At 42.4% G+C, this 8,256-nt stretch carries 7 protein-coding genes and 1 rRNA gene; 6 read left to right on the forward strand and 2 right to left on the reverse strand.

The genetic code is table 11. The features are described 5' to 3' along the window. Positions 1 to 137 precede the first annotated feature (137 nt). Positions 138 to 1,055: a DNA-binding transcriptional regulator OxyR gene (gene oxyR, locus Xbud_RS13465; protein WP_099136544.1), complete on the forward strand. Its 918-nt coding sequence runs from the start codon at positions 138 to 140 to the stop codon at positions 1,053 to 1,055. Here the strand turns inward: oxyR and sthA are convergent. Next, positions 1,047 to 2,444: a Si-specific NAD(P)(+) transhydrogenase gene (gene sthA / locus Xbud_RS13470; RefSeq protein WP_099136552.1), complete on the reverse strand. Its 1,398-nt coding sequence runs from the start codon at positions 2,442 to 2,444 to the stop codon at positions 1,047 to 1,049. The two genes, oxyR and sthA, sit on opposite strands and share 9 nt — an antisense overlap. A gap of 210 nt (positions 2,445 to 2,654) precedes the next feature. On the opposite strand from sthA, the gene fabR reads away from it, so the two are divergent. Together fabR and Xbud_RS13480 are read left to right on the forward strand one after the other, a co-directional pair. Then, positions 2,655 to 3,365: an HTH-type transcriptional repressor FabR gene (gene fabR, locus Xbud_RS13475; protein ID WP_244589954.1), complete on the forward strand. Its 711-nt coding sequence runs from the start codon at positions 2,655 to 2,657 to the stop codon at positions 3,363 to 3,365. Between the two features lie 24 nt (positions 3,366 to 3,389). After that, complete coding sequence (locus Xbud_RS13480; RefSeq protein ID WP_099136545.1) at positions 3,390 to 3,764, forward strand: YijD family membrane protein; 375 nt, start codon at positions 3,390 to 3,392, stop codon at positions 3,762 to 3,764. Between the two features lie 126 nt (positions 3,765 to 3,890). On the opposite strand, the gene trmA is transcribed toward Xbud_RS13480, so the two are convergent. Next, entirely contained in the window at positions 3,891 to 4,994 is a 1,104-nt protein-coding gene (trmA, locus tag Xbud_RS13485; protein ID WP_211283527.1) for a tRNA (uridine(54)-C5)-methyltransferase TrmA, read from the reverse strand. 184 nt (positions 4,995 to 5,178) lie between these two features. On the opposite strand from trmA, the gene btuB reads away from it, so the two are divergent. The 3 genes from btuB to Xbud_RS13500 form a co-directional block, all read left to right on the forward strand. Further along, positions 5,179 to 6,993: a TonB-dependent vitamin B12 receptor BtuB gene (gene btuB / locus Xbud_RS13490; protein WP_099136547.1), complete on the forward strand. Its 1,815-nt coding sequence runs from the start codon at positions 5,179 to 5,181 to the stop codon at positions 6,991 to 6,993. Then, entirely contained in the window at positions 6,938 to 7,801 is an 864-nt protein-coding gene (murI, locus tag Xbud_RS13495) for a glutamate racemase (protein WP_099136548.1), read from the forward strand. The genes btuB and murI overlap by 56 nt, the downstream gene beginning before the upstream one ends. Positions 7,802 to 8,175: 374 nt before the next feature. After that, positions 8,176 to 8,256: ribosomal RNA gene (locus tag Xbud_RS13500) — 16S ribosomal RNA — on the forward strand; the annotation flags it as partial.

Raw genomic sequence — 8,256 nt, forward strand, 5'->3', positions numbered from 1 at the left:
TTCTGTTTTTTTGATTTTTCATAAAATGTTTTATAAAAACGCCAGAGATCACAAGCATTTGATAGTTCTATTCCCTCGTGCATATAATGGCTTACACTAAACAATTCTATCATTGATATAAAACAATGAGGTTGGGAATGAATATCCGAGATCTGGAATATCTTGTGGCTCTTGCTGAGTGTCGGCATTTCCGGCGAGCCGCTGATTCTTGCCATGTTAGTCAACCAACACTCAGTGGGCAGATACGTAAACTTGAAGATGAATTGGGTGTGATGCTGCTCGAACGCACAAGCCGTAAGGTCTTGTTTACACAACAAGGTATGTTGTTAGTGGAGCAAGCCAAGACGGTATTACGGGAAGTAAAGGTCTTACAGGAAATGGCTGCTCTGCAAGGTGAAAGTATGTCCGGGCCACTGCATATCGGTCTTATTCCTACAGTCGGCCCTTATCTCCTGCCATTGATTATTCCTGAATTGCATAAATTGTTTCCCAAACTGGAAATGTATCTGCATGAAGCTCAAACTCAGAATTTGTTGGCTCAACTTGATAGTGGAAAACTTGACTGCGCTATTTTGGCTTCGTTGAAAGAAACAGAAGCATTCATTGAATTGCCCCTCTTTGAGGAATCAATGAAACTTGCGGTCTATGAAGAGCACAAATGGGCGAACCGAACTAGGGTCAAAATGGGAGATCTTGCAGGGGAAAAATTATTGATGCTGGAAGATGGTCACTGCCTGCGTGATCAAGCAATGGGGTTTTGTTTTCAGGCTGGAGCCAAAGAAGATACCCATTTCAGGGCAACCAGTTTGGAAACTTTGCGTAATATGGTTGCGGCGGGGAGTGGCATCACTTTATTACCCGCTCTGTCTGTTCCTAAAGAGAGAAAACGGGATGGTGTCTGTTATCTAGAATGCCATGAACCTGTGCCTGAGCGTTCTATCATTTTGGTTTATCGTCCCGGTTCACCTCTGCGTGGTCGCTATGAGCAATTGGCAGAGGCGATTCAGGCCAAAATGGGAAATTATTTTGAAGTCAACGGAACAGCATCAAAATAATCGATTTAGCCCATTGAGAGCTGCAACACGGTATGCTTCAGCCATAGTTGGGTAGTTGAAGGTAGTATTAACGAAATATTCGATATTATTGCCTTCACCTTTTTGCTCCATAATCGCTTGACCGATATGGATAATCTCTGCGGCTCGTTCGCCAAAACAGTGAATACCCAGTATCTGTTTTGTCTCGCGGTGGAATAGTATCTTGATACTACCTACATTCATTCCTGCAATCTGCGCTCTGGCCAGATGTTTGAATTGGGCTCGTCCGACTTCATACGGGATTTTCATCGCCGTCAATTGCTGCTCAGTTTTACCTACCGAACTAATTTCTGGTATGGTGTAGATGCCTGTTGGGATATCTTCCACCAGATGCATTTCAGCATCTCCGGCCATGATGGCTTTTGCTGCAATGCGCCCTTGATCGTAGGCAGCGGAAGCGAGACTTGGATAACCAATCACATCACCAACCGCATAAATATTCTCATTGCTGGTTTGGTAGACTCGGTTCACTTTCAATAAACCACGGTTATCTGTTTCCAGCCCGACATTCTCCAATCCGAGTTTGTCTGTATTACCTGTTCGGCCATTGGCGTACAGTAAACAATCTGCTTTAACTTTTTTGCCTGATTTCAGATGGATAATCACACCATCATCAAGACCTTCGATCTTTTCATATTCTTCATTATGACGGATGACAATACCGCTATTCCAGAAATGGTAAGACAAGGCGTCAGACATCTCTTGATCGAGAAATGACAGCAGATGATCACGGGTGTTGATCAAATCTACCTTAACGCCTAATCCACGGAAGATAGAAGCATATTCACAGCCAATCACTCCTGCACCATAAATAATAACGTGGCGTGGTTCATGCTCCAGTTGCAGAATAGTATCGCTGTTATAAATACGAGAGTGAGTAAAATCGACATCGGGTGGGCAGTAAGGACGGGAGCCTGTGGCAATAATTATTTTGTCTGCGCTTAATATGTCAACACTATCATCGGTATAACGTACACTGACGTGGTGTTCATCGATGAAAGTTGCTTCACCTGCAAACATCTGGCACCGATTGCGTTCATAAAACCCCTGACGCATTTTAGTCTGCTGATTAATGACAACTTCTGCATGACGTAAAATTTCTGAAAATGAGGAGCGGAGAATGCGGGAACTATCACTATAGAGGGGGTTTTGATTAAATTCGATAATACGACTGACAGCATGACGTAAGGCTTTTGATGGGATAGTGCCCCAATGGGTACAGCCACCGCCGATATTATTATAACGTTCTATAACTGCAACGTTTTTTCTTAGTTTTGCCAATCCCATTGCTGCCCCTTCTCCACCGGGTCCGGAGCCAATTACGATGGCATCAAAATGAGTATATTGCATAGAGGAAAGACCTGTTTTTACACAAAATAACAACTCTATATTAACATTGGTTGGCATAATAACCTAATGAGCATATGGCCTTTGTTTTCTGAATAAGGAATACAACAGGGAAATATGGGTTAATATCTTTAAGAGAACAATCACAGCAAATACAGCGGAATCTGATATATTTGCTCCATAATATAGTCGAGTAGATATATCAGGATTGTTGTGAATAATGTAACTGGAGTCAGAGCGAAACAGAAAGAGAAAACCCGTCGCTCCTTGATTGAAGCAGCATTTAGTCAACTGAGTGCTGAGCGTAGTTTCACCAGCCTGAGTTTGCGGGAAGTGGCTCGAGAAGCGGGGATTGCACCAACTTCATTTTACCGTCATTTCCGTGACGTAGATGAATTAGGGCTGACTATGGTGGATGAAAGCGGATTAATGCTGCGCCAGTTAATGCGTCAGGCACGTCAGCGCATCGAAAAGGGGGGGAGTGTCATCCGCACCTCTGTTTCAACCTTTATGGAATTCATTGGTAATAATCCTAACGCATTCCGGTTATTACTGCGTGAACGTTCCGGAACATCAGCTGAGTTTCGTGCTGCTGTCGCACGGGAAATCCAACATTTTATTGCAGAACTGGCAGACTATCTTGAACAGGCCAGTCATATGCCGCGTCATTTTACCGAAATACAAGCAGAGGCGATGGTAACAATTGTGTTTAGTGCTGGTGCAGAAGCGCTGGATATTGATGAAAAGAAAAGACGTCGTCTTGAAGAACGTTTGGTATTACAACTCCGCATGATTTCCAAAGGCGCTTTTTATTGGTATCGGCGAGAACAAGAAAAAACGGCTAATTCAAAAAGTACTGCCCTAAAAACCGCTGTCTCTAAACCAACTGTCTCTAAAATAATAACAGCCCCTAAAACCTCTTAAATAATCTGAAAGGAGAAGAATACGATGGAACAATACCGCCAAGATAAAAGCACAATGTTGCTGGCTCTTATCGTTGGACTGGCAACACACGGAACTTTTTCAGCATTTTTTAATTCACTGGTGCCTTTTTCAATCTTCCCGATTATCTCACTGGCCTTATCTCTGTATTGTCTCCATCAACGTTATTTGAACTACCCAATGGCAGAAGGATTACCAAAAATAGCTATCGGCTGTTTCTTTCTGGGGATTCTTGCTTATAACGCAATTATTCGGGTTAAACACCCGGAGATTGGTTCTAATTTCTTGTCTGTCGTGATTGGAACTGCACTGGTATTTTGGATTTACAGAAAAGTGAAAGGGCGCAGGCAGCAGGCCATGCTTTCAGAAAAGCAAAACTAATGACTTTTTGATAATAATTTCATGAAAACGCCATTAGGATTGATTATGGCGTTTTCTGCTTTTTGGTCTGAACTTTCTGATATGGAAAGATTCAGTAACGTGAAAGGCGTGTTATAAACGAGTTGATTAATCGCGTCTTTCTAGTAATACACCACATTCCATATGGTGGGTATATGGGAACTGATCAAAAAGCGCCAGCTTGCTAACTTTATGAGTTTGCGTCAACGTTTCTAAATTCTGGCAGAGAGTTTCTGGATTACAGGAAATATATAGAATACGTGGATATCCCTGTACCATTTTGACGGTTTCTTCATCCAAGCCGCTACGAGGCGGATCGACAAAAATAGTTTCACATTGATAACTCTTCAGATCAATTCCTTGAAGACGGTTGAACTCCCGTTCTCCATTCATTGCCTGAGTAAATTCTTCCGCTGATATACGGATAATTTGTACATTATCAATCTGATTTGCTTCGATATTAAATTGCGCAGCAGCAACGGAAGGTTTGGCAATTTCTGTTGCCAGAACGCGATCAAAATTTTGAGCTAATGCCAGGGAAAAGTTGCCGTTACCGCAATATAGTTCAAGCAGATCGCCTTTGGCATCTTTGGTAATATCTAACGCCCACTCCAGCATATGAATACTGATACTGACATTTGGCTGGGTAAAACTATTTTCGACCTGACGATAAATCATTGTCCTACCCGCAACGGGTAACTCTTCATCTATATAGTCATGATCGAGCATAATTTTAGTTTTTGAGGCACGACCAATAAGTTGAACATCAAAGCCTTCTGCTTTTAACTGATTGCGCAAAGTGATTGCATGTTCGCGCCATTCATTCCCCAGTTTTTTGTGGTAAAGCAGGGAAACAATGATTTTGTTGCTGCGGGTAGAAAGATAGTCCACTTGAAACAGTTTATGACGCAATATCAAGTTGTTTTTTACGCCAGCAATAATTGCCTGCATCATGCTATTAATCAGTTGGTTGGCAACTGGAAATTGATCAACACGGATACGCTGTTTTGTCTGTTGATCAAACATAATGTGATAGAGGTCGTCTTCCTCATGCCAGATACGGAATTCTGCTCGCATCCTGTAGTGAGATGCGGGGGAACGGAAAACTTCAGGCTCAGGTGCGCTAAAGGGGGCCATCATTCCTTTCAGGCGATGGGCCTTCTCCATCAATTGATTTTCATAATCTTCCGTTGGCAAGACATTCTGCATTATCTGGTTCTCGTATGATCACGTTAAGAAAAATTTCCGAGCGGCATTGTAGGGAAAGTACAAAGGATGTCCAGTTTTCTGGTTCATCAACTCTCTTTTTTTGATGGAGAAGCATTCTGGACACGCTATTGTCTTCATCGTAGCATGACTCTTCATAGTTAGACTCACGACGAGATTCCATTCTCTCATGACAAATAAAAAACGTACTTTTTTACCAACTGCTTCGGTCATGGTGCTTTCTTGTTGGAGTAATTTATCCGTTGCTAATAATCAAGATCCGTTGGTGGTAACAGCAAATCGTTTTAAACAACCTATTTCTTCTGTTTTAGCACCGATGACCGTAGTTACACGTGAAGAAATTGAACAATGGCAATCTAATAGCTTGGTTGATGTACTACGCCGTTTGCCGAGCATTGATATCGCACAAAATGGTGGGCTCGGACAGAATGCTTCTTTGTTTGTTCGTGGTACAGAATCTCGCCATATTTTAGTGCTGGTGGATGGGATCCGATTAAATCAGGCAGGCATCACGGGAGCTGCGGATTTTAGTCAGATCCCAATTTCAATGGTGCAAAGAATCGAATATATCCGTGGTGCGCGTTCTGCGGTATATGGCTCTGATGCTATCGGTGGCGTTATCAATATTATCACCAGACGGGAGCAGCAGGGGACGACATTGAATGTTGGGATCGGCTCATATGGATACCAAAATTACAACGGCTCAACACAACAAAAACTTGGCGAAAATACTTTATTGAATGCCGCAGCAGGATATACCTATACCAGAGGATTTGATGTTGTGGCGGGTAATGGAACTAATGAACCGGATCGCGATGGGTTCATGAGCAAAATGTTGTGGCTGGAACTTGATCATAAGTTCAATGACCAATTCAACGGGTTTATACGTACATATGGCTACAATAATAGAACAAATTATGATGGAGCCTTTACTGATACCCGAAAATTATTCAGCCGAAGTTACGAAACCGGAATTCAGTTCAATCAAGGCAATTACTCGTCTCAATTCATAGCCAGTTATAGTCACGTTAAAGATTACAATTTTAAGCATAAGATTTATCAAGGAAACACAACTTTAAGTAATTCTGAACAATACAATGTCCAATGGGGAAATGTATGGCAGATTGGTCATGGCGCAATTAGTGGAGGTGTGGACTGGAAAAGAGAATCTGTCGCGGCAGGCTCTAACAATATCCCAGTACAAAAAGACGTTGATAATACCGGAGCATATTTAACTGTTCAGCAAAAAATTCATGACTTCATTTTGGAAGGCGCTATACGCTCAGATCGCCATTCTGAATATGATTGGAACACAACTTGGCAAACCGGAGCGGGTTGGGAGTTCATTGATGGTTATCGTTTTATCGCTTCCTATGGAACTGCGTTTAAGGCGCCGACGCTTGGGCAATTATATGGTTGGGGAGCAAACCCAAATTTAAATCCAGAGAAAAGTAAACAGTGGGAAGTGGGTGTTGAGGGAGTAACGGGAGCGCTTAATTGGCGTTTATCTATTTATAAAAATAACATTGAACAATTGATAGATTTCTCTAATAACCGTTACTTGAATATAGGACAAGCAAAAATCAAAGGTATCGAATGGACAGGAACTATGGATACCGGCATTTTCCAGCATCAACTGACATTGCAGTATGTTGATCCACGTGATGGTAATAATCAGCAATTAACCCGCAGAGCTAAACAGCAAGTAAAATATCAATTAGATTGGGAAGCCTTTGATGTCGATTGGGGAGTCACGTATCAATATATTGGGCCGCGTTATGATCAAGACTTTAATATGTTTCCTCCGAAGAGATTGAAATTAGGAGGTGTTAGTTTATGGGACATCAACATGTCTTATCCAATCACTAGCCGCCTAACAATACGTGCTAGAATAGCTAATCTGTTTGATAAAAATTATGAGACAGCTTATGGCTATCGCACTCCAGGACGAGAATACTCCCTCACAGGCAGTTACAACTTCTGATTTGAATACAACTGACCGCCCAACCATTCTGATTTTTGATTCCGGTGTGGGTGGGTTATCTGTATATCAAGAGATTCGACAATTACTGCCGGATCTCCACTATATATATGCTTTCGATAATGAAGCCTTTCCTTATGGAGAGAAAACTGCGGAAGAGATCATTGAGCGAATTGTCAAAGTTGTCGATGAAATCCAGAAAAGGCATCCTTTAGCAGTTGTAGTGATCGCCTGTAATACAGCCAGTACGGTCAGTCTGCCGATATTGCGTAAGCGTTTTCCCTTTCCTGTTGTAGGAGTTGTACCTGCGATCAAGCCTGCGGCGAAACTGACTTGTAACCGTGTGGTGGGATTATTGGCAACGCGGGCTACTGTTAATCGTGGTTACACAAAAGAACTTATTGCACAATTTGCCACGGATTGTCAGGTTCATGCCATAGGCTCTGCTGAACTGGTGGAGTTGGCTGAAAGAAAGTTACATGGTAAAACTATTTCACTGGAAGAAGTGAAAAAAGTATTAAAGCCGTGGCTGAGAATGAAAGAACCACCAGATACCATTATCTTAGGATGCACTCACTTTCCTTTACTTGCAGAAGAGCTGTCACAAGTTCTGCCCGAGGGAACACGATTGATTGACTCAGGTGCCGCTATTGCACGTAGGACAGAGTGGTTGATTAAAAATCGAGAAAATTTATCTTCAACGACAGAAAGTAACTTAGCTTATTGCACCAAAATAGACCCTAATAGCGAGTCTTTACGACCAGTTTTACAGGGTTATGGCTTCATGACGCTGAAAAAACTACCAATTTAAGTCAAATTTGGTGCAATAACCAGCAGTCGATAAAGTTTTTCAAAAAAACTATTGTCAGCGCCGGAAAACGCCCTATAATGCGCCCCCACTGACCGACGCTGAGCTGAAACACGCCGCGCCGGCCAGGGAGAAAAAAGCGAAAATAAAGGCTTGACTCCGGAGGCAAAAAGCGTAAGATACGCAGCCTCGCAACCCGGAACGAACGTTCGGTTGCACCGCTCTTTAACAAGTTAATCAGACAATCTGTGTGGGCACTCGCAGGACACTATCGAAAAGCCGCAAGGCAAAAAAGATAAAAGTCTTGAAGAGTGACTGAACAGTTAATTCATTATGAACTAACAGCAGACAGTTTAATGCTTTGAGCAGCAAACTTTTAATTGAAGAGTTTGATCATGGCTCAGATTGAACGCTGGCGGCAGGCCTAACACATGCAAGTCGGGCGGCAGCGGGAGGAA

The organism is Xenorhabdus budapestensis (assembly GCF_002632465.1).
Taxonomy (GTDB): domain Bacteria; phylum Pseudomonadota; class Gammaproteobacteria; order Enterobacterales; family Enterobacteriaceae; genus Xenorhabdus; species Xenorhabdus budapestensis.

Bases quoted from the DNA above. Each gene is read 5' to 3' on its own strand.
- sthA (WP_099136552.1), bottom strand. From the start codon at position 2,444: ATGCAATATACTCATTTTGATGCCATCGTAATTGGCTCCGGACCCGGT.
- Xbud_RS13480 (WP_099136545.1), top strand. From the start codon at position 3,390: ATGGAACAATACCGCCAAGATAAAAGCACAATGTTGCTGGCTCTTATC.
- btuB (WP_099136547.1), top strand. From the start codon at position 5,179: ATGACAAATAAAAAACGTACTTTTTTACCAACTGCTTCGGTCATGGTG.
- murI (WP_099136548.1), top strand. From the start codon at position 6,938: ATGGCTATCGCACTCCAGGACGAGAATACTCCCTCACAGGCAGTTACA.
- oxyR (WP_099136544.1), top strand. From the start codon at position 138: ATGAATATCCGAGATCTGGAATATCTTGTGGCTCTTGCTGAGTGTCGG.